Genomic DNA, 22256 nt, shown 5'->3' with positions numbered 1-22256 from the left:
ATTAAATGTATAAAAAGTCCCGGCAAACAGCCGGGACTTTTTTGTTTTACACAAAAATGGAAACGACAAAACGAGTAGCAATTCAGGGCATCAAGGCGTCTTTTCACGAAGAGGCAGCATACAAGTTCTTCGGAAAGGATATCGAAACTGTTGAATGTAATTCCTTTAAAGAAACCTGCGATAAGCTGGAAAAAAACGAGGCTGATTTCGTAGTAATGGCCATAGAAAACTCCATTGCAGGAAGCTTACTTCCGAACTACACGCTCATCCGCGATTATGGTTTCTCGGTTGTTGGTGAAGTTTACCTACCTATTCAGTTACATCTGATGGCTTTGCCCGGGGTAAAATTTGAGGATATTAAAGTGGTAACCTCACACCCGATCGCCATCCGCCAGTGTATTGATTTCTTTTATGATTACCCGCATATTAAAATCGTGGAAAGTAACGATACCGCTGCCTGTGCTAAACGCATCCAGGAAGAGCAACTTACCGATACCATGGCTATAGCCAACAGCTTAGCTGCTGAGTTGTACGGATTGAACATACTGGAGCGTCGCGTCGAATCCAACAAAAAAAACTACACCCGTTTTCTGATCCTCAAAAAAGAGAAAACTGACGAGGGGAAAAAAATCAATAAAGCTTCGATTTGCTTTCAGGTTGGGCACAAAGCCGGATCATTGGCTACGGTATTAAACGTATTTGCTGAACAGGAAGTAAGCTTAACAAAAATACAATCTATGCCGGTGCTTGGAAAAAGAAACGAATATTATTTTTACGTTGATCTGGAGTGGCCGAGCACAGAGAAGTACGACAAGGCCATCCGCAAAGCATTAAAATACACCACCAACTTCAACATCCTTGGTGAATATCAAAAGAACGACAAAGTTTAACAACATTAAAAATACTACAATTCCATAATCATGAAACTTAATTTAAACATCCAACCACTGAACACCTGGTTAAACGTTAACAACGAACCATTAATTATCTCGGGCCCTTGCAGTGCAGAAACTGAAGAGCAATTATTAACTACAGCACATTTACTGGCTGCTACTGGTAAAGTATCGGTTTTAAGAGCTGGCATCTGGAAACCACGTACACGTCCGGGAGAATTTGAAGGTATCGGAAGTATTGGTTTAGAGTGGTTGAAACGTGCAAAAGCAGAAACTGGTTTGCCTACAGCAGTTGAGGTTGCAAATGCAAAACACGTTGAAGAAGCTCTAGCTGCAGGTGTAGATATCCTCTGGATTGGTGCACGTTCAACGGTAAACCCTTTCACTGTTCAGGAAATTGCCGATGCTTTAAAAGGTCATGATGTTCCGGTATTAATTAAAAACCCTGTAAATCCTGATTTGCAACTATGGATTGGTGCTATAGAGCGCATCAATGGTGCCGGAATCACTAAAATTGGTGCCATCCACCGTGGTTTCTCATCTTTCGAGAAGAGCTCTTTCCGTAACGAACCGATGTGGGAAATGGCCATCCAGTTAAAAACACTTTGTCCTGAACTTCCGATTATCAACGATCCAAGCCATATCTGTGGTAACCGTGAATTGATTCCATATATTTCTCAAAAAGCTTTGGATTTAGATATGCAAGGTTTAATGATCGAATCGCACGTAGATCCTTCAGTTGCCTGGACAGATGCTAAACAACAGGTTACTCCGGCTGCTTTGGCAGAACTTGTTGACCGCCTGACTGTTCGTGAGCCAGAAGCTCCAAACGAAGCTTTTGCTGATAAACTGGCTGACTTGCGTAAGTCGATTGATAAAATCGATGACATCTTATTACAGAAATTAGGTGAGCGTATGTCTATCGTAGAGAAAATCGGCGAATACAAACGCGATAATCAGGTGACTATTTTACAAGTTAACCGTTGGGACGCGATTATTAAAAAAGGTCATGCTTTTGCAAAAGCTTTAAAATTAGACCTGAACTTTACAGAGAAATTCTTAGAATTGGTACACGGTGAATCTATTCGCAAGCAAACTGAAATTATGAATGCAGGAAAAGCAGAAAAAGGCATTGCTGCAGAACAACATACTGAAGTTGGCAAATAGACTTGAAATAAATTATATGTAATGCCGGTTCTCTCAACCGGCATTACATTTAGCGCATAAACACAGAATAAAATGGCAAAAAATGCCTTAGTCTCCTTTAAAGGCGACAAGAATATTAAGACGGAAATCCAATTAACAGGGTCAAAAAGTGAGTGTAACAGGGCATTAATTATCAGTGCGCTGAGTAAAAAACTGGTTAAAGTTGAAAACCTGTCGAATGCAGCTGATACGGTTACACTCGATGGAATTTTAAATTCTTTGAAAGATGAGGCCGAAGCCCCTGCTCAGGACTCTCAGCTGGTGGATGTTGGTCCGGCCGGAACTGCCATGCGTTTCCTTTCGGCATATCTTTCGGCAAAAAACGGAAACTTCCTGTTAACAGGTACCGAACGCATGAAACAGCGCCCGATCGGGATTCTTACTGATGCGCTTAAAAAAATTGGGGCCAATATCTCCTATGCAGAGAGTGATGGCTTCCCTCCTTTAAACATTAGCGGACCTTTTGATCAGAAAACCTCTGAAATAAAAATAAAAGGCGATGTGAGCAGTCAGTATATCTCTGCCCTGCTCATGATTGCACCTATATTACCCCAGGGATTAACACTTGAAATTGAGGGGGAGCTTACCTCTAGGCCTTATGTTGATATGACGCTTGATATGCTTGCTGAGGTAGGCATTGCGCACCAATGGAATGGTAATGCCATTTCAATCGCGCCTCAGGCATTTAAGTCAGGTACGCTCATTGTCGAGCCCGACTGGAGTGCAGCATCCTATTGGTACAGCATTGCAGCCCTAGCCGATGAAGCTGAAATCAGCTTACCGGCTTTAAAAGAAAAGAGCCTGCAGGGCGATAGCCGGATTCAGAAAATCATGAAGATTTTTGGAATTGCTACGGATAAAACCGATAAAGGAATCGTCATCAGTAATTTAGGCTTGTCACTCGAAACCAATCAGGTACTTGATTTAAAAAGCTGTCCTGATCTGGCACAAACGATTATTGTAATTGCTGCAGCCCTTGGCAAAAATATGGCCTTTACAGGTTTAGAAACCCTAAAAATTAAAGAAACTGACCGTATTGCTGCGTTACAAAATGAACTGGCGAAAATCGGAGTAACTTTAACTGAAGACAACCTGGTATATACGCTAAATACGGATGAGCTTCATTTCCCTGAGAAAATCACCATCGCAACTTATGAGGACCACCGCATGGCGATGGCTTTCGCCCCACTTGCACTATTAATCGATGAAGTCGAGATTGAAGAAATGCAGGTGGTTGAAAAATCTTATCCTCATTTCTGGGAAGATTTAAAGAAAGCAGGATTTGATATCAGTATCAACTAGCAGGTATCAAGATAACGGATCATTTAATTATTCAATCAATCTAACACTCATTCATTAAATATATGGCAGGCAACTCATTCGGACAACTATTTCGCATTACCACCTTTGGCGAATCTCATGGCGTAGCCATTGGGGTAATTATTGATGGTTGCCCGGCGCAGCTCGATATCGATATGGATTTTATCCAGTCCGAACTGGATAAACGTAAACCTGGTCAATCGAAAATAACCACTCAACGAAAAGAAAGTGATACCGTTCAGGTATTATCCGGTGTATTTGAAGGCAAAAGTACCGGGACACCGATCGCACTTTTAATTCCGAATGAAGACCAGCGTTCTAAGGACTATGGACATAATGTTGATGTTTATCGCCCGAGTCATGCAGATTATGTTTACGATGCAAAATACGGCATTCGCGATCACCGTGGTGGTGGCCGCTCCTCGGCTCGTGAAACCGCAGCACGCGTTGCTGCAGGGGCAGTTGCCAAGCTTTTTTTAAAACAGCAAGGCATTGAAATTTTTGCCCATGTTACCGCTGTTGGAACAATAGAAGCTCCGAATCTCGAAAGCAATGATTTATCCTCACTCCTGAATATCAGAGAGGAAAATATTGTTCGTTGTGCCGATCCGGCAACGGCAAATGAAATGATTGAATTTATTGATTCGGTGAGAAAAGATGGCGATACGGTGGGTGGAAAAGTGAGTTGCGTCATTAAAGGCTGTCCGGCAGGTTTGGGCGAACCTGTTTTCGATAAGTTACATGCCGACCTGGGTAAAGCCATGTTAAGCATCAATGCGGTGCACGGCTTTGAGTATGGTTCGGGATTTGCCGGCAGTGAGTTGAGAGGTTCACAGCACAATGATATTCCATTGCCAAAAGCCAGCGGCGCCAATACTTTTAAAACCACTACCAATTTTGCAGGTGGTATTTTAGGAGGCATTTCCAACGGGATGGATATTACCTTTAAAGTGGCTTTTAAACCCGTTGCAACCATTATGCACAATCAGCAAACGATTAATGCTGCCGGTGAAGCTGCAGAAATTAAAGGTAAAGGACGCCATGATCCTTGTGTGGTACCCAGAGCGGTGGTAATTGTTGAAGCCATGGCTGCCTTAGTTTTGGCAGACCAGTTTTTAAGGAATAAAGCAAGTGTTATCTGATATCAAGTTGTTGATAAAATGAATTAATGTTATATGAAAATTCTTTCCGCGCTACTTCTTTTCTGTAGTTTAAATTCCTTTGCACAGTCTTATACCCATCAGATTTCGAAACACCGGGAAAATTATAAACAGGATTTTGTTAAAGACAGCTATGCGCCTTTAAAGGAGAAAGATCTTCAAAATCTGCACTTCTACCCCGCAGACAGTACTTACAGGATAATGGCTAATGTGGAAATTTTAAAAAATGAAAAGGTTTTTAAAATGCCTACCTATGATGGAACAAGCAAAGAATTCTATCGCTATGCCAGGATCAGTTTTAACCTAAATGGCAATTCTGTAAGCATGACCCTTTATAAAAATGTAGCCTTGTCTGCTAACCCAACTTATAAAGACTTACTATTTCTACCTTTTACAGATGAAACTAATAATAAAGAAACCTACGGTGGTGGAAGGTATATTGACCTCAGCTCAAAGGAAATAGCAGACAATAAAATTGAAGTAGATTTCAATAAAGCCTATAACCCATATTGCGCGTATAGTGAAGGCTACCGCTGTCCTGTTCCGCCCGAGGAAAATGATCTGCGACTGGAAATAAAAGCGGGAGAGCAGCTTTATACCGGCGAGAAAAAGCATAAAAAATAGTTTATGCTTTTTCTCAGTAAATAAAACGGGTAATTTTTAAAGATTTGTCTTGCTGACACATACTAAGTGACGTTTTAATATTACATTTGGGAGTTCCAAATATTTGTTTTTTAAAAATGAGCTACAATTGCCTGATCGTCGATGATAATGAAATAGAAAGAGACTTAATCGAGTTCCAGCTAAAGAAAATTCCATCCTTAAACATTGTAGCCAACTGTGCCAATGGCATCGAAGCTTCTCAGGTACTATCTACAACAGCAATTGACATAGTTTTTTCAGACATTGACATGCCAGACTTATCAGGAATGGATTTACTCAAAAGTCTCAAAAACAAACCTCAGTTTATTTTTATCACTTCATACAGCGAATATGCAGTGGAGGGTTTTAATCTCGATGCAATAGATTTTATTGTTAAACCAGCATCTTTTGACCGGATTTTAAAGGCTACCAATAAAGCGATAGAATATATTGAGCTTAAAAAGAATGCAGAAAGAAGCGCTGGGAAATCAAATGGCGACTACAAGCTGAAAGACGACTACTTTTTCTTCAGGGAAACAAAGGGAATTACCAAGCTCAGGTATGATGATGTGATTTATATTGAAAGCATGGGCGATTTCTCAAAATTGTTCACTCAGGATGATAAGCACATCATTCTGGTAAGCTTAAAAAACCTTGAAAAACAGCTACCCTCTACCCTTTTTTCCCGCGTCCACAAGCAGTATATCATCAATGTCAATCATATTTCCACCCTTACCAACCATGAGGTGCACCTGAATTATAACTTTGTAGTACCTATCAGTGCGGCAAACCGGCAAGAACTCTTAGAGAAATCTATTGATAAAAAGATATTGTCGAGATTTATGAAGTAGTTATTTTTTAAGCTCGATAACAAAATTACTTCCAACACCATCATTTAAATGGGCCGATACTTTCCCTTCCATCAGGCCAACAAAAGTACGGCATAACAGTAAACCTAAACCCGTACCTTTTTCCTTATTGGTGCCCGGTGTACTTACACCTGCACTCAGGTAGCCTGGCTTATTAAAATGTGCAATCTGCTCTTCTGTTAATCCTATACCAGTATCCGCTATCTTTAGTTTAATTTGCCTGGCCACATTTTGTACGCTAATCTCTACTACTCCTCCGTTTGGCGTAAACTTAATGGCATTGGTAATCAGATTTCTAATCACGAGGGCAAGCATATTGAGGTCTGCCTTGCAAAAAGTATGTTGAGGCACCGCATTAACAAGACTGATATTTTTATCATTTGCAGTGGCCAGCAAGGTATTACTTACTTCTGTCGTAAGTTCATGCAGATCCAGTTGCTCCAGATAGGGATTAAAGCCCTGCATCTGGCTTGCGGCCCAATTCAGCAGATTCTCCATCATGGAGGATGTATAACTCAGTGTATTTTTAAGGGTGGCAGCATAACGCCTTAAATTTTCTCTCTCTATATCCCCTTCTTCCAGAAGCTGAATGAAAGCGATCAGGGAATTCACGGGTGTGCGCATATCGTGGCTCACTACACTGAATATCCTGTCTTTTACCTTACTAAGCTGTTCAAGTTCTCTTTTCTGGTTGTTGATGATTTTGTTTAATCTGTTTGTTTTCCGCTGACTGAGGTAAATTAATAAGGCAATGATAAAGATTAGCGTAGCGGCTGTTGTTAAAAAAACCTTGATCTTCCAATCGATTTTTATCTGCTGATTTTGAGAAAGGATTTTTTTGTCTTTTTCCGAAGCTGCCAACCGAGCCTGGTTGGTTTCCTTTTGTAGTTTATTTTCTTGTGCCAGGTGCTGCAAGTCTAAAGCTAACTTTGCTTTCTGAAACGACAGCAGATCGAGCGCTTTTTCTTTATCGGCTAAAACCAGTTGTTGCCGGCGCAATTCCAGTTGCTGCTTTTGTCTTTTCAGCTCACTTTCTGAAATACGCTGTCTCATCAGGTAGTCGTTCTCCTTCACACTGAAATCCAGTTCTAACTGACGTTTAATAATCTCTCTTTTTTTATCCTGATCGACAATTTTATCACGAACTGTTACATATTGCCTGAAATAAATCAAGGAGCGATTATAGTCTTTCAGCTTTTCATACACATGGCTCAGACTTAAAGCGGCCAGTTTCTCATTATCCAGCAAGCTATTATCTTCGGCAATCCGCAAACTTTCAGCAAGTAGTTTAACCGCATTGTTGGTATCGTTTTCTTCCTGGTAAAAATCCCCAAGTGCATATAAACTCGAGGCATAGGCCTGCTGATCTTCACGATCCTTATTTATCGCTACCGATTGTTTATAAGCCTTAAAGGCATCCTCTTTCTTCCCTAGCGATCGGTAGAGATCACCAATATCACTTTTGCACGTTGCTATTAAACCCTGGTCATTTATATCTTCAGCTACCCGCAATGCTTTTGTAAAATAGTCGAGTGCCAGCTTGTTCTTTTGCGCTGGCACAATATTCATTTCGGCAAGTTCCTTATCCGAGGCATGGAAATAGTTGGTACCTATTGCTTCATACACGACCGAAACTCCACGTGGATTATCCCCATCCTTCTGAAAAACCCTTAATGCTTTATTAAGGTAATAAACAGCCTGACTCTGATCGCCCATATTCTGATACACGCTTGAAACATTTGTGTAACAACTGGCCATATCTTCCTCATTGCCTAACTTTTCATAAATGGCAATGGCTTTCTGGTTCACCTCTAACGATTTAACGTAGTCGGGAATACTTGAATACAGTGCCCCAAGATTGAGATAGATACCGCCGACCATGTCAAGGTTTCCAGTGGCGGAGAAGTCTGCTAAAGCTTTATTGTAATTTTCTTCCGCTTTTAAAACATTTGACCGGCCATGATATCCGAGTGCACGCCTGTAAAAAGCATATGCAGAAAATTTATTTAATTTTTTCTCGTGTGCTAATTCAATTACTTTATCGATGTACAGATCTGCAGCATCTCGTTTCTTTAACCCGAGATACTGGCGGTAAATCGTTTCCAGAATTTTTAGTTTAACAGAATCGCGCTTCAGATACTTTTTATCCAGTCGCAATGCACTATCCAGCTTTGCCTGAGATACGGCATAGCGTTGCTGAGCAAGGGAAACCTTGAAAGAAAAAACAATTAACAATAACAGAAAGTACCGCCTGTCAGATAACAAAAGACTTGTTACGCTGCAGCCTAAAAACAGGCATTTCATGATTAAAAAATCAAATACTTTCGAGTATCATCCAAAAAAAATCGACGATGCAGCACTTCTGGACTGGAAACTATCCAAATCCGGTAAAATTCAAACTTCATATACACATTAGGGACAAAGTATAAATGTATATAAAATTTCGATTACAAAGTAACCGTATTCTTACCTGATTGAAAATGGCATTAAGGCACGAAATTTAAAAGATGGGCGGATATTTGGCTGGGTTTGCGTCATGCATCATCTGATAAACGGTTTCGATGATATCATCAACAGAAGGTTTGCTGAAATAATCGCCATCAGAACCAAATGGTGGCCTGTGGGCTTTTGCTGATAATGTTTTCGGCTGCCCGTCAAGATGAAAATATCCCTTTTGTTCTTCAAGAATCTTTTGCAGGATATAGGCGGAAGCACCTCCCGGAACATCTTCATCTACCACGAGTAGTTTATTGGTTTTGGCCAGTGAGGCCACACAAACTGCCGTGGTATCAAATGGTAACAGTGTTTGCGGGTCAACGATTTCTACTGAAATCCCCATCAGTAACAGTTCCTCCGCAGCTTCCTGAACCACTCTTAAGGTCGATCCGTAAGAAACCACAGTGATATCAGTTCCTTCTTCCACAACCTCGGCTATGCCGAGGGGAACGGTGAACTCACCTACATTTGTTGGCAGTTTTTCTTTTAAACGGTAACCATTTAAACATTCTATTACCACGGCAGGTTCATCTGCCCTAAACAGCGTATTGTACATGCCGGCAGCCTGAGTCATATTTCTTGGTACACATAAATGCATCCCCCTGAGCGATCCCAGCAGCATTGCAATTGGCGAACCAGAATGCCATATGCCTTCTAGGCGGTGTCCACGCGTACGCACAATTACTGGTGCTTTCTGGATCCCTTTTGTACGGTAAGCCAATGATGCAAGATCATCACTCAATACGTTCAGCGCGAATATCAGGTAATCAAGATACTGAATTTCGGCAATTGGCTTTAAACCACGAAGTGCGAGACCTATTCCTTGTCCCATAATGGTCATTTCTCGAATTCCGGTATCGGTTATTCTAAGTTCGCCAAATTTTGCCTGTAAACCGGCAAAACCCTGATTTACGTCGCCAATATTCCCTAAATCTTCTCCAAATGCCACTAAGCGCAGATCTCTGGAGAAATTTTCATTAAAACAGGCATTTAACACTTCCCTTCCATCAATCATTTTCGACTGATCGTCGTAAATAGCGTCCACTACAGGAATCATTGCCGGACTTTCATCACCATCGGTATGCAATTTTGAGCTGTACCGTTCATGATTCAGCTCCTGCTGATCCTTGTACCAATTCAGAAGTGCTGCTCTTTCTGGCGTTGCAAATTTTGCAGATATACGAATGGCCTTACGTGCCGCAACAATTACGTCCTTTCTTTGCGCATCAGCTGTGGAGGCTAAACCTGCCGCTATTTTAGCGAGTTCAGGCTGTTGTGCAGTCATTGCCTTAATAAAATCCACAACTTGTTTTTGCTCCGGTTTTATGCTTTCTAAAAATTCATTCCAGGCTTCCTTCTGGGCATTACGAACAAACACTTTGGCATTCTTTTCCGCCTCAGTGATTTCATCCTCGGTTGCAATTGCCGATTCCAGCATCCACTCACGCATTTTTACGATACAGTCGTGATCGGTTTCCCAGGTTAAGCGGTCTTTAGATTTGTAGCGCTCGTGTGATCCGGAAGTGGAGTGCCCCTGCGGCTGAGTGAGTTCGGTAACATGAATCAGTACTGGCACATGTTCTTCCCGGCAAACCTGTATTGCCTTCTCATAAACTTCGCATAAAGCCGGATAATCCCAGCCTTTTACTTTGTATATTTCATATCCGGCATTCTTTTCATCACGCTGAAATCCTTTTAACACCTCAGAGATATCCTCTTTAGTGGTCTGATATTTTGCCGGAACAGAAATGCCATAAGCATCATCCCAAATAGAGATAGCCATAGGAATCTGTAAAACACCAGCTGCGTTGATGGCTTCAAAAAATACCCCCTCCGAAGTGGATGCATTACCAATTGTACCAAAGGCCACTTCGTTACCCTCAACAGAGAAGTGTTTTAAGTATCCTAACTCCTTATTTTCGCGATATAGTTTTGAGGCATAAGCAAGTCCAACGAGGCGTGCCATCTGACCTCCGGTTGGTGATATATCTGAAGAACAGTTTTTGATTTTGGTAAGGTCATTCCAGCTACCGTCTTCATTTACCGATTTGGTAGCGAAGTGGCAGTTCATCTGCCGTCCGCCTGAAAAAGGATCTGCCCCTTCAGTTGGATTGGCATATAGTTGAGCAAAAAATTCTTTAATAGTGGAGATGCCCGTTGCAAAGGCAAATGTTTGATCACGATAATATCCAGAACGCCAGTCACCAGCTTTGAATGCTTTGGCCATGGCGATCTGAGGAACCTCTTTACCATCACCAAAAATTCCAAATTTTGCCTTCCCCGTTAATACTTCCCTACGCCCTAAAATACTTGCCTGTCTACTCTCATACGCTATTTTATAGTCGTTTAGTACAATAGATTTAAAGTCGTTAAAACTTAATTCAGAAGCATCAATGGCGTTGGTAACTATTTTTTCATTCTGCATCGTAATCAATATTGGTTTTGGCAAATATATATAAAATTAAAAGTTTGCCTTTATGATGCTTTGTAAAATTATATATGGACTTGTAAAATATTAATGGAATAGTTTTTGTTTTAAATGATAAAACAATAAATTTGTTTTAATAATTTTAAATAAAATAACCATCACAGGATATGAAAAAGATCTTAGTATTATTCGCTTTTGTACTGGGTTTAAGCGTTGCGGTAAATGCGCAAACTAAACCAGCTGAATTTAAGTTTGAGGCTGAAACTCACGATTTCGGTAAAATTGTTTTAAACAAACCTGTAACTTTCGATTTTAAATACACCAACATTGGCGATGAGCCATTAATCATCAGCAAAGCAGAAGCAAGCTGTGGTTGTACAGTTCCGAAATATACCTCTACTCCACTTAAAAAAGGAGAAACTGGTGTGATATCAGTAACGTTCAACGCGGCCGCTGGTCCGTCTACTTTCTCAAAAGCAGTAACCATTTCTTCAAATGCTAAAACACCAATTAAAGTGCTTTACATTAAAGGTGAAACAGTTTCAGCTCCTGCTTCGTCATCAAAGTAATTTTTTAAACAACAATATTTAAAAAGTCCCGATTTTCATCGGGACTTTTTTATTTTTGCACCATGCCACAAATTTCACAAAAAGGCCTGCAGATGCCTGCTTCGCCAATCAGAAAACTCACTCCCTTTGCCGACAAAGCTAAACAGGAAGGAAAAAAGGTTTTTCACTTAAACATTGGTCAACCCGATATAGAAACACCCGAAGTAATGCTCGATGCCATTAGAAACATTGATTTCAATGTTTGGGCTTACACCCCATCCGAAGGCACACTGGCTTATAGACTAAAGCTTACAGAATATTACAATAAGCTAGGTTACAACATTACACCTGAAAACATTTTGGTTACCGTTGGTGGTTCTGAAGCGATCACCATCGCCATGCAGACTTGTGTAAACGAAGGTGATGAAATTATCATCCCTGAACCATTTTACGCCAATTATAATGGTTTTGCCTGTATGAGTAATGTCGTAGTAAAACCTATTCTTTCTTATATTGAGAATGGCTTTGCCCTACCTCCTATTGCTGAATTCGAGAAACTGATTACAGAAAAAACAAAGGCAATTATTATCTGTAACCCTAATAACCCAACAGGATATTTGTATTCAAAAGAGGAACTGGATGCCCTGAAAAGTTTATGTTTAAAGTACGATCTTTTCCTTTTTTCAGATGAAGCTTACCGTGAATTTTGTTATGATGGCCGTGAATTTATTTCACCCATGCATTTGGATGGCTTAGATGAAAATGTAGTGATTATGGATACGGTTTCCAAACGCTATAGTGCATGTGGAGCCCGTTTAGGCTGTTTAATTACCAAGAATAAGGCAGTAATAGCTTCAGGTTTGAAGTTTGCACAGGCCAGGTTAAGCCCTGGAATGGTTGAACAGATTGCCGGAGCTGCTGCAGTAGATACCCCGGATAGCTATTTCGAAAAGGTAAATACTGAATATACATTACGCCGCGATACGCTGGTAGGAAGGTTAAATAACATCGAAGGTGTGTTTTGTCCAAACCCTGGAGGTGCTTTTTATGTGGTGGCTAAATTCCCGATTGATGATGCAGATAAATTTTGCCAGTGGATCCTGGAAGAGTTCGATTATAACAACCAAACCGTAATGATGGCACCGGCTACCGGATTTTATTCTACGCCAGGATCAGGAAAAAATGAAGTACGCATGGCTTACGTATTGAATACCGACGATTTAAATAGCGCGATGGATTGCCTGGAAATTGCGTTGAAGGCGTATCCTGGAAGAGTTGATTAATTCGGAGAACGGTCGTTTTTAGAATTGTTTATCAACAATAACAAATCTTACAGAAACCCCACATCTTTGAGGATGTGGGGTTTTTTATTGAACAGACTGAGACACCATTAAGATAATGAAGCCAGTAACTTTTCCAGGTTGTCGATGCTCATTTTGAATCCTGTTTCAAAGCCCATTTCAATCATTTTTTCCAAACGCTCCAGCGATTCATTTACAATAATGATCGTTACTTTAGTAACCCCGTCTTCTTCGCTAAAAGTATGATCCCAGTCAGAACCTGGCAATTCGGGATTTTCGTTTGCATCTGCAAAGGCATTATACAGCCTGAAATTTGTTTTAGGACTAATGGATGTATACTCCTGAAGTGCCCAACGCTCCATTCCTTCCGGACTCACCATGGCGTAGAATCTTTTTCCACCTAATTTGAAGTCCATGTATTTGGTTCTGGCCGACCAGGGTTTAGGTGCCTGCCACTGATCCAGCAATTTTTTTTTTGTAAATGCATCCCATACCAAAGGAAGTTCTGCTGCAAACTCTCTTGTGATGGATACCGTTTTTGTGGCCTTATCAACGGTAAAATCAAATAATAAATCGGTTTTCAAATGTTTTATTTTTTAGATTGTTTTTTCATGTTTATAACAATTCATCCAGTTGATTAAAGTTAGTTTCCCAGATGGACCTGAACTGTTCCAGCCATTTGTCGATCTCCTTTATCTTTTCTACTTCAAGGGAATAATAAATTTCTCTGCCCTGTTGCTCCTGTTTAACAATTTCGCATTCCGTAAGGATGCGCAAATGTTTCGAGATAGCCTGTCGTGTGGAATTAAAGTTCTCGGCTATAGCATTCGGCGTCATCGCCTGTAACGCAATCAATGTCATGATAGCACGCCTTGTCTGATCAGCTATGGCCTGGAATATATCGCGCCTCATTGTTTTTTTATCTAAGATATGCAACCATTCGGTTTCGCAAGTTATTTAGCAATTTAATTTGCAATTGATTTTCGCATCGAATAATAACTTGTAGATTTCCAAAAGTGGCCTGGCGGTGGGTTTAAAGGGATTTAAATAGCAAAAAGCGGGTTTAAATGGCTTTAGACTGCGTTTTCACTGCATTTACCCAAACAATGTGCAAGGAATGTGCATACAATGTGCAAGGAATATGCATGGGTGTTATCCGCGACGATAGTACCAACCTACCGGAAAACCTAAAGGGTAGTTACCTCTTCAAAATACCAACATTATTCAGCATGTATTAAAATTCCGGCGAAACAAAATGTTTTTATAAGCGTTATATTACTATGTCACCATTTAAAGCAGCAATAATCGTTGGGGTAACCATTGGCCTCATTTCATATATCGGATATCGGGCAATTAACCGTGTGCATCAGCTTCCTGCAAATAGATAGAATTTTATCTAATCCGAGAAGCGATGGAAGCACTTGAAGTGTTAACGGACATTTTATTACCCTGACGCTATCGGCTATGTTTAAAGATAAAATTAATCAAAAAAGTTGTATATTTGTTGTTCAGATTTAAAAGAGCAAAAAGTTTAAAACTGAAATTGAAAATTATACTGGGGCCGTTCTTGGATTTGACGGGGTGGCGAAGGTTATGTTAGCATGCAGTGCGTTGTACGGAGAGCACTTAAAGTGAACGTTCACATTTTAGTTGGCGAAAATACTTACGCCTTAGCTGCCTAGTTTAGAACTAGCTTAGCTTTTGTCCCTCTAACCGCTGCATTGTTGGGTTAGAATCCGGGGCATCGAAACAACAGCGCTGGCTTCAAAAAGGTACGGTTTGAAGTGAGATAAAGTACCTAAGGATTTAAATAAGGTCGGTTTTCAGCCCGTTTATTTCCCGAAAATCAATTGAAAAATAAGCATGTAGAAGGTATAATTTATCTCACAACTGGACAAGGGTTCGACTCCCTTCGGCTCCACTGGAATTAGTAACAAAATTCACCAAAAAACCCTAGAACCCTGCAAATCAGCGATTTGCAGGGTTTTTGTTTTTACGATTTAGTAGTGTTTTTGCTAAAATATTAAATATGTGAGGTGGCCAAAAAGGTTCCTCAGTGAAATCATAAAAAGGAGGAACTTTTTTTATGTAATAAATTGATATATAGCTAGTTAAATCATTGAGCATCTTGACTTTTTTTATTGCAAATCTTAAATTTATTCACGTTTTAAGAGCAATTTTATGAAAAGAAATTTCAATTTAATCTTTTTCCTAAAAAAGAGAAATGACACTCAAATTGACGGATTATCAATTTATTTACGGATAACAGTTTCTAAGAAAAGAGCAGAAACTGCTACAGGGAAAAAATGTTTGGAAAATGAATGGAGCAATGGACAACTTAAAGGTAACTCATTGAAATCTAAAACGCTAAACGCCTATTTAAAACAACTAGAATTACAAGTACATGATGCTCACCGTATTCTTTTGACATTAGGTATTAAAGTTACTGCTGACTCACTGATGAATGAGTATCTTGGTAAAACAGAAAGAAGAAGGATGTTAAAGGAGGTCTTTGAAGATCATAATCATGAAATGGCTATGCTTGTAGGAAAAGATTTTTCTAAAATGACATTGTTACGCTATCAAACAGCACTTAGGCATATCGAACAGTTCATGAGAAAGAAGTACAATATCTCTGATATAGATATCAAAAAACCGACCATAAATTTTTGACAGACTACGATTTTTTCCTTAGATCTGTAAGGAAATGTTCAAATAATTCTGCGGTTAAATATATTAAAAACCTAAAGAAGATAGTTAAAATTTGTCTTGCCGACGGCTGGATTATAAATGATCCATTTGCAAATTTCAAAGCGACTGTAAAAGAAAAATTGAAGATAACAATTGTTGCCAATCAAATACCAGATCTCAATTCAAAAGAGATATCAGGAGAGGCAGTTGGTGTTTTTTTCTAAATCTAACCATGAAAATTATACCTTAAACTTAACTTTCGAATTTTAGTTTTAACAATTCTTTTACTCAACTTGCTTTAAAAAAGATCTCAAATATTCGTCTGCAGAAGTCCATACTATTTCATTATGGTGGTGATTGTCTAGCAATGGATGTTGCGTAGTAAACATTGAGTATATGTATTGCGCCTGTTGCCATTTGGCATATAATTCCTGCTCACCCGAGGGATTTTCTAACCTTTGTTTTTTGATGTTTGCTGAAAATTCGTCCAGATCCGAAAGCTTTTGCAAGTTAAAATCCTGTTCGGTAATCACTTTTATGCTTTCTTTCATCATATTCGGGCTGATTTGAAAACTGGCAATGTGCAAATCTCTTGGACTTTCATCCTCAAGAGCTACAGCAGCAGTAAATGCCGCGGTGTTTTCCATTGTCGTGAAATCAAGTTTCCAATCAGCTTTATCACCCCAATAAGCAATAGACCTATTTTTTAGGTTTAAAATCGGCGTATTGTATTTTAGAATATCAGCAAAGGCACCGTTAAAAATGGAGGTGGCTTGAATGTCCTTTTCATCAATATAACCTTTAAAAGTTCTCCGAAGATCAAAGTTTCTGTTTTCTCCCGGTGTTAATGGCTGATAATCAGTACAAAAATCAGATGGAATAAACCGCTTTACTCCAGCAGAAATAGCACCGTCCAGAAGTGCGCTCTGCGTATCAATGATCACCTCGGCAAGTCCAGCTAGCGCAGAAACCACGCAGTCTATTCCCTCACAGGCTTTTGCGATTTCAACATTCTTATTAAAATCTACTCCAACCACCGTGGCACCTGCTTTCGCAAGCGATTCTATCTTTCCTGCATCACTTTCTTTTCTTACCAGGGCAATGACATTAGCCCCCTGTCCAGTCAAAGCTTTACAAATCATTGACCCCAGATGACCAGTAGCACCTGCTACCAAAATATTTTTCTTCATTGTAATTTGTTTATGATTTTAAAAAATTATAAACGGCTTCGACCACCTGCTCCGGGGTTTCTTCAAACATATAATGGCCGCCGCCAGAAAGAGCCACTAAATGGCTGTTTTGGCAAACATAAGTCATCGCCATCTGCATAAACTGATGACTGACATTGCTGCCAATCCCTAAAACAGGCATTTGAAGTTGTTGATAGTTTTTCGAATCTTCGATATCCTGGCCAAATGCCTGATACCACGCATTGGAAGCCCTGATACTGTCTGCATCGTTATAAGCTTCAGCGTAGATACCGCGCTCCTTTTCAGTCATTTTGGTTTCGTCAATCATTACATAATCAAAAACATAATCTAACAGAAACCGGAAACGCCCTTCCAGAATTTTTTCAGGCAAACTTTTTACCTGATTAAAGCCCATCCACCAGGCATAGGGCATATTGGTGTTCATTTTTTGACCAAAAGTTCCGGGTACAGGTAGTAGCGGCATCTGGAGCATTCCCTCATTAGGATGCAACCCGTCTGCTATAACCAGTTTATCAACAATTTCCGGGTGATTGAAAGCCAGGCTCATCGCAACCATTCCACCAATATCATGACCAATTATGGTTACTTTTTTTAAACCCAGCAAATGTATTAATTGATTGATGTCTTGCGCCATTGTCTTTTTATCATAACCGCTTTCAGGCTTATTGGAAGTACCCATCCCCCTAATATCCACGACAATAACCCGATGAGTTTTTAAAAATTCTAAAGCAATGTTTCGGTAAGAATACCAGGTCTGCGGCCATCCCGGCAGACAGATTATCGCTTCACCGGAGCCCCCATCAATGTAGTGTAATCGTACTCCGTTAACCTCTACATAATCATTGCAAAATCCGGGAAAATCCTGAATAAGTAGTTCATCTGAAAATTTTTGCTGTGCTGTTCCGCTAGCTGTTGTCATTTGATTTCTCTTTAAATTGATGAATCAAATGTACGGCAATGAACCTTCGGTAAAACTACCAAAAGGTAGAAAATGAATTACCTGATGTTTTTTCTTATACGGCTCAATGCATTGGGTGTTATACCCAATATAGCAGCGAGTTGTTTTACCGGAATTTTCTGTCCCAACTCTCTATTTTTAAGAAATTTAAGATATCGTTCTTCTGCAGTTAACGTCTGGAAATTCAATAACTGATCGACCATTCTGGCCGTTGTAGCCTCCCAGATTTTACGCCCGAATTCTTCCCAGGTGCTTAAGTGGGCATATAGAAAGTCCATATCTTTTTTATCAATAACGATTAACTCAGTTTCCTCGATGGCCTCAATATTGAACCGGGTAGGTTTTTGCGGATGAAGGCTGGATATTTCGGTAAAAAACTCATCTTTAAAACAAACCCAAGTCGTATTTTCTTGTTCACCCGACGCATCGTAAAACCGAAGTCCGCCAGATAAAATAAAGTAGTATTGATTGGCAACCTGTCCGCACTTCAACAAAAGCTTGCCCTTAGGTACCACTTTTTGCCTGCATTTTGATTGTACCAATTGCAAATCCTGTTCATCGATGGACACTATACCTTTAACAAATCTAACAAACTGATCGATCCCCATTTATTTAATTCATTCGGCTGTAAAATCAATACCGAATCGCACAAAATTAGTTAAAGTAGAAGCAAGAATTATAGAAAAGTGAATTCCAAGACCAGGTTTTATAATTGACTGTCAGTTTATTTTTCAATGAGAAAAAATTTATTGTAATCGTGTCGCTGACAATGGATTTAGTTATCTATAGTGACAATAAGCAGGCTAAAAATCTGAATTCAACAAGGCGTAAAGACTGTCAGCTCCCATTAAATTTTCAAAAATCACACGGATGCTCTTAGTGAGAATGAGTATATCTTTTCCTGATTGAAAACTTATTTCTTCACCATTAGCATCCCTGATCAATCCTTTTCATGTATTACCGCCAATGCAGATTATTATCCCTGTTCTCAAAACTTCTTTCCCCATGTGTTCTTGACAAAGCAACAATGAATAGATTCAAAAGTTTCACCTTAAAAATTTATTAAAACAATTGCAACTCCCATGTATATAACTGATATCGAGATACAACCTCATCAAAAGAAATTTTCATCACCCCTTCCCAACACGTCTTAAAATAGGTATCCGCCAAGTCCAGCCAAAACCGAGGCAATTAGTATTCCGTATTTGGCCTGCTGAACAAAAACAATAACTTATATAAAGCATGCGATGTAATATTTAAATTAGTCACTTTAGCTACTTTTCCATTGCCTTTGGCAGGGAGCACCAAAACTAAGAATTTTCATCACAAATGCCCCAAAAAAGCCTGTGATCAGCTATAATGCTATCGAACAAACAAGCTATCTATTTTTTGATGAAGCGAAGTATCGCTTACCTGATGAAGCTCAATTAACAAATCGCCGGATACCGGTGATGGAGCAGGATAACGATGTTTCTTTAATAGGTTACGCAAGGCCCGGTTGATGGTTTTCTCTCCTATCAATTGTTTCAATTGCCACATCACAACCAATCCTTTTGAATAATACAAATGGGTGTCCTGTGGCCTTGCAAGGTAAAGCGGTACCTCTTTACCGAACCCGCGTTCATTGAGGTAAATCTGGTTATGGATGCTGACTTTATCTTTTGCTGCATCGCTGCCTAAAAAATGTTCTGCGAGCATGAGCTCGGTATACATGGCCATGGTCTCGGTCAACACTTTGGATCCCTCCCGCTCATCGGGCGAGAGCTGCGCATTTCCCCACCACTGATGGGATACCTCATGGGCCGCAAGTTCATTGATTACATCCTGATTCCGGTCAGCACGCAGATTATTATGAAAAATAAACTGTTCGGTCATAAATATGGTGGCCGGATAGGCCGTACCTGCAAAGCCATCGGTAAAAGAAGAAATTTCTGCAAATCGCAGCGTCTTATAGGGATAAGGACCAAAATTCCGCTCACAATATTTAATTGTGCGCGCTGCGTTTTTAAGCAACCGGTCTACATTTTCATAGTGCCTTCCCTCAAAATACACTTCGATATCCACGCCCTTAAAACGAAGCCTTTTAAGTTTATAAGCGGCGGCAGAAAGGCCGAACCGAAAAGGGATGGGAGAATCGGAGAGATAATGAAAATAGCTGCGCTCTTTCAAATCCCAGGCTCTTTCCAGCCTGCCAACCCCTATTATCCTTTGTCCTTTTGGTATAGACACTGTCATGTCCAAATCAATAAAGTCATTTCTTCCTCGTGGCGCTTGGAGTTTCTTTAGGGGTGAGGTATCTCCCAGATGCCTTTTTCGACGCTCTGAAAGGTTAGCTATCTCTAGGTCTGCCTGATAACCAAAACTGGGAAAATAATTGCTGATACGCAGGAAACTACCATTATCCACAATGGCATTAAAGGGTTCATGACCGGTGAATCCGTTCCATTGATAGGAGAAAGAAAAAGTTAAAACCGCACCATCTCCAGGCAAGAGTGCATTTTTCAACCGATAAAGTCCTGTCTCAGACCCTAAACGCTCCCTTATACTTCCAGCCTGATAGATCACCTGTCCCACTTCAAGCGCATCATGAAAATTAACCAGCAACTCTGTGATGGGCTGCCTCCCTTTATTGATAATGGTATAGGTTCCTGAAACGTGGTACGCATGTTGAGCTGGTTCTAAATCAACTGTAGTCTTTACGCTCGTCACTACTGGTTGAGTAAAATCTTGGAATTTTCTATAACGCTGTTCATAACAGGCTAACCGATCTAACGCTTCGGCGGCACTCGGCTTCTTATCTTGCATATTGAAGATATAAGTTCCGCTAAAAATCATCACTAAAAAAGTCCCTGCAAGGGCAAAACCTTTTTTGGGCGATAATCTTCTGAACCCGTAGGCCATTGCCATGGATAGCGATGAAAGCAGGCTTATGCCAAAAACCATTCTCCATGAAAAAGCACGCAGGTAGTCGTCCCACCCGTTCATCTCACTGTAGCGGGCAGCGTATGACGCCGGAAAGCGAAGTAAGGGACTTGTGATTCCAAGAGACTTGCCAAAGGAGGTACTCAGCAAAACAATAAAGAAACTGCTCACCAACAAGCCTACCCATTTATGATTGATCATCCTTTGCAGTAGTAAAACTGCGCCTAAACCCACCATCAGCGGCGCACAAATGAGCCAGTACAAAGTAAGATAGACTTTCCATTCAATTAAGCTATAATCAAATAAAATTTGAAAGCCAATGCCCGTACAAATAACAATGGTGGTGAGTAAGATCAGGACAATAGAGAGTGAGATCCATTTGGAAGCTACGAAAAATATGGGCGCCGCTGGCGTGCTGCCTTCAATCAGATCAAACCTGCTGTCCTTGCTCCTCCAGTAAAGTTCATGCACATAAAAAAGTACTATGATCATCAAAAGTCCAGGTAAATTATACAAGATGCGGTTTACCATCAAAGCGCTGGAGGCGTATTGCTGGGGCAGACGAATGCCCTGATCGATGCTTCCATAAAATTCCATAGACAGGTAAAAAACCAGGCTGAGTGCAATCAGAAAAAAAGGAATACTTTTGATGAGCACCTTAAGCTCAAGCCCTACTAAACTCCAAAGGCTTTGAATAGAATAGTTCCACCCAACCGGCCGGACTTCAATTGGCTGATATGATCTTTCAATTAGCGGTCCTTTATCATCTTTGGTTTTCCTTTTTCTTTTGCTGTCTTCTTGTAAAACAAATTTAAACCTTAAAAATGCGATCAGGAGAATCAATAAGGAAAATATCAAATAGCCTAACCGGTTGAGTAAAACATTCCCGGTTAAATTCAAGGTATCACTGTTTTTCTTTGCCACCTCCCAAAGGTTGGTCTGCTCATAAAAAGCGGAGAGACCAAAGGGATCCACCTGCGCCGACAGCCTCAACGCCTGTGCGGATTGCGGCAAAGCACCGGCCATCATCGGGGATCCCGAATAAGTCAATAAGACCAGGTAAATGATATAAATAAATAACCCTGTTAAATACACATACAGTTTGCTTTGAGATATCCAGGCAACTGAACTGACCATTACAGCGCAAAGCAACAGATTGGGCAGGCCTAATAATAAAAAGGGCTGGAAATAATGCCAGAGTATAAAAGGGCCATAAGTGCCCCTATCGGGATCAGCTAAATGCCCCAAGAGGTAACCCAAAATGAGTAGTCCGAAACAGAGCAGGCTCAGCATCAGTAACGCGGTGAAACGGCTAATCAGGTAAGCGGTTTTACTGACCGGTGTGGCATAAAGGATCAGACTAAAACCAGTGTCGCGCTCCCTTAGCAACATCTGCGAAGCTAATACAGTGATGATGAAGATGTTGCACAAACTCAGCAGACCTACCATATTGGCAATTGCGTAAGGGGAATTTCGGTGAATTTCATTGCCGGGGCTGAATGATAATTTCAATCCAATGAAAAAACCCATTGCCAATAGCAGAAAAAAAACAATATATATCCCCGGGCGCTTTAAAAAGGCGCCGAGTTCAAATTTCAATAGTGCGCTCAT

18 protein-coding genes and 1 other RNA gene are annotated in these 22256 nt (G+C 40.3%); 11 read left to right on the top strand and 8 right to left on the bottom strand.

Features of this window, described 5'->3' with window-relative positions; translation table 11 throughout:
- Positions 1-56 precede the first annotated feature (56 nt).
- The 6 genes from R2Q80_RS17775 (at position 57) to R2Q80_RS17750 (ending at position 6072) form a co-directional block, all read left to right on the top strand.
- Positions 57-890 (top strand): prephenate dehydratase, encoded by an 834-nt coding sequence (locus R2Q80_RS17775; protein WP_316800895.1) that lies wholly within the window; start codon positions 57-59, stop codon positions 888-890.
- A gap of 30 nt (positions 891-920) precedes the next feature.
- The gene (locus R2Q80_RS17770; protein WP_316800894.1) at positions 921-2060 is read left to right on the top strand and encodes a chorismate mutase; all 1140 of its coding nucleotides are present in this window, start codon (positions 921-923) and stop codon (positions 2058-2060) included.
- Positions 2061-2132: 72 nt separating this feature from the next.
- The gene (aroA, locus tag R2Q80_RS17765) at positions 2133-3401 is read left to right on the top strand and encodes a 3-phosphoshikimate 1-carboxyvinyltransferase (protein ID WP_316800893.1); all 1269 of its coding nucleotides are present in this window, start codon (positions 2133-2135) and stop codon (positions 3399-3401) included.
- A 62-nt stretch (positions 3402-3463) separates the two neighbouring features.
- Positions 3464-4561 carry a chorismate synthase gene (aroC, locus tag R2Q80_RS17760; RefSeq protein ID WP_316800892.1) on the top strand — a complete coding sequence of 366 codons (1098 nt, stop codon included), beginning with the start codon at positions 3464-3466 and terminating at the stop codon, positions 4559-4561.
- Positions 4562-4594: 33 nt separating this feature from the next.
- Positions 4595-5203, top strand: coding sequence for a DUF1684 domain-containing protein (locus R2Q80_RS17755; RefSeq protein ID WP_316800891.1), 609 nt, complete (start codon positions 4595-4597; stop codon positions 5201-5203).
- 116 nt (positions 5204-5319) lie between these two features.
- Positions 5320-6072, top strand: coding sequence for a LytTR family DNA-binding domain-containing protein (locus R2Q80_RS17750; RefSeq protein WP_316800890.1), 753 nt, complete (start codon positions 5320-5322; stop codon positions 6070-6072).
- Here R2Q80_RS17750 and R2Q80_RS17745 read toward each other — a convergent pair whose 3' ends face one another.
- Together R2Q80_RS17745 and R2Q80_RS17740 are read right to left on the bottom strand one after the other, a co-directional pair.
- Complete coding sequence (locus tag R2Q80_RS17745; protein WP_316800889.1) at positions 6073-8394, bottom strand: tetratricopeptide repeat-containing sensor histidine kinase; 2322 nt, start codon at positions 8392-8394, stop codon at positions 6073-6075.
- 196 nt (positions 8395-8590) lie between these two features.
- Complete coding sequence (locus R2Q80_RS17740) at positions 8591-11011, bottom strand: thiamine pyrophosphate-dependent enzyme (RefSeq protein WP_316800888.1); 2421 nt, start codon at positions 11009-11011, stop codon at positions 8591-8593.
- 170 nt (positions 11012-11181) lie between these two features.
- Here R2Q80_RS17740 and R2Q80_RS17735 point away from each other — a divergent pair, with 170 nt between their 5' ends.
- Both R2Q80_RS17735 and R2Q80_RS17730 read left to right on the top strand, forming a co-directional pair.
- A complete protein-coding gene (locus R2Q80_RS17735) occupies positions 11182-11583 on the top strand; it encodes a DUF1573 domain-containing protein (protein WP_047799125.1) in 402 nt (133 codons plus the stop codon).
- 62 nt (positions 11584-11645) lie between these two features.
- Positions 11646-12845, top strand: a complete 1200-nt coding sequence (locus R2Q80_RS17730) for a pyridoxal phosphate-dependent aminotransferase (protein ID WP_316800887.1) — start codon at positions 11646-11648, stop codon at positions 12843-12845.
- Between the two features lie 107 nt (positions 12846-12952).
- Here the strand turns inward: R2Q80_RS17730 and R2Q80_RS17725 are convergent, their stop codons facing one another.
- The gene (locus R2Q80_RS17725; protein WP_316800886.1) at positions 12953-13447 is read right to left on the bottom strand and encodes an SRPBCC domain-containing protein; all 495 of its coding nucleotides are present in this window, start codon (positions 13445-13447) and stop codon (positions 12953-12955) included.
- Positions 13448-13478: 31 nt separating this feature from the next.
- Positions 13479-13775, bottom strand: coding sequence for a metalloregulator ArsR/SmtB family transcription factor (locus tag R2Q80_RS17720; RefSeq protein ID WP_316800885.1), 297 nt, complete (start codon positions 13773-13775; stop codon positions 13479-13481).
- Positions 13776-14420: 645 nt separating this feature from the next.
- Here R2Q80_RS17720 and ssrA point away from each other — a divergent pair.
- The 3 genes from ssrA to R2Q80_RS17705 all read left to right on the top strand — a co-directional run bounded on the left by ssrA (position 14421) and on the right by R2Q80_RS17705 (position 15778).
- Positions 14421-14787, top strand: a transfer-messenger RNA (tmRNA) gene (gene ssrA, locus R2Q80_RS17715).
- 257 nt (positions 14788-15044) lie between these two features.
- A complete protein-coding gene (locus R2Q80_RS17710; RefSeq protein ID WP_316800884.1) occupies positions 15045-15536 on the top strand; it encodes an Arm DNA-binding domain-containing protein in 492 nt (163 codons plus the stop codon).
- The gene (locus tag R2Q80_RS17705; RefSeq protein WP_316800883.1) at positions 15533-15778 is read left to right on the top strand and encodes a phage integrase SAM-like domain-containing protein; all 246 of its coding nucleotides are present in this window, start codon (positions 15533-15535) and stop codon (positions 15776-15778) included. Before R2Q80_RS17710 ends, R2Q80_RS17705 begins: the two co-directional genes overlap by 4 nt.
- Before the next feature lie 60 nt (positions 15779-15838).
- Here R2Q80_RS17705 and R2Q80_RS17700 read toward each other — a convergent pair whose 3' ends face one another.
- From R2Q80_RS17700 to R2Q80_RS17685, 4 genes are all read right to left on the bottom strand, one after another.
- Positions 15839-16744 (bottom strand): NmrA family NAD(P)-binding protein, encoded by a 906-nt coding sequence (locus R2Q80_RS17700; protein WP_316800882.1) that lies wholly within the window; start codon positions 16742-16744, stop codon positions 15839-15841.
- A 10-nt stretch (positions 16745-16754) separates the two neighbouring features.
- Positions 16755-17684 carry an alpha/beta hydrolase gene (locus R2Q80_RS17695; protein WP_316800881.1) on the bottom strand — a complete coding sequence of 310 codons (930 nt, stop codon included), beginning with the start codon at positions 17682-17684 and terminating at the stop codon, positions 16755-16757.
- A 77-nt stretch (positions 17685-17761) separates the two neighbouring features.
- Positions 17762-18331 carry a Crp/Fnr family transcriptional regulator gene (locus tag R2Q80_RS17690; RefSeq protein ID WP_316800880.1) on the bottom strand — a complete coding sequence of 190 codons (570 nt, stop codon included), beginning with the start codon at positions 18329-18331 and terminating at the stop codon, positions 17762-17764.
- A gap of 754 nt (positions 18332-19085) precedes the next feature.
- Entirely contained in the window at positions 19086-22256 is a 3171-nt protein-coding gene (locus R2Q80_RS17685; RefSeq protein WP_316800879.1) for a M1 family aminopeptidase, read from the bottom strand.

Origin of the sequence: Pedobacter frigidisoli, from assembly GCF_032678525.1 — a bacterium.
In the GTDB taxonomy this organism is placed as follows: Bacteria; Bacteroidota; Bacteroidia; order Sphingobacteriales; family Sphingobacteriaceae; genus Pedobacter; species Pedobacter frigidisoli_A.
Note: the sequence above shows the minus strand (reverse complement) of the source record. Positions and strands in the feature narration are given on the sequence as shown.